The 463-nt window shown below is 54.0% G+C and carries 1 protein-coding gene; it reads left to right on the top strand.

Going from position 1 to position 463, the window contains the following annotated elements; genetic code table 11:
• Positions 1-463, top strand: a 463-nt coding sequence (locus tag G5B30_RS17150; protein WP_206367182.1) for an MBG domain-containing protein, incomplete at both ends; no start/stop codon positions are given.

Genomic DNA, 463 nt, shown 5'->3' with positions numbered 1-463 from the left:
TAACCGTAGTAAAACCTACGGTGAGGCGCTGACGCTCGGCAGTACCGAGTTCACGGCCAGCGGTCTTGTGAACAGTGATATGGTTACCTCGGTGACATTAACTTCAGCAGGAGCAGCAGCTACAGCTGTTGTAAACACCTACGAGATCACGGCCTCGGCAGCACAGGGTCCTAAACTGGCTAACTATACGATCAGCTACGCCAAAGGCACGCTGACGGTGAACCCGAAAGCGCTGACCATCACGGCCAATAACCGTAGTAAAACCTACGGTGAGGCGCTGACGCTCGGCAGTACCGAGTTCACGGCCAGCGGCCTTGTGAACAACGATGCAGTTACCTCGGTGACATTAACTTCAGCAGGAGCATCAGCCTCAGCCGATGTTGACACCTACGAGATCACCGCTTCGGCAGCACAGGGACCAAAAGTAGGTAACTACGATATCAGCTATGTAAACGGCACACTG

The organism is Sphingobacterium sp. SGG-5, assembly GCF_011043525.1.
Taxonomy (GTDB): Bacteria; Bacteroidota; Bacteroidia; order Sphingobacteriales; family Sphingobacteriaceae; genus Sphingobacterium.
The sequence above is the reverse complement of the archived record's forward strand: the minus strand, read 5'-3'. Positions and strand labels throughout refer to the sequence as shown.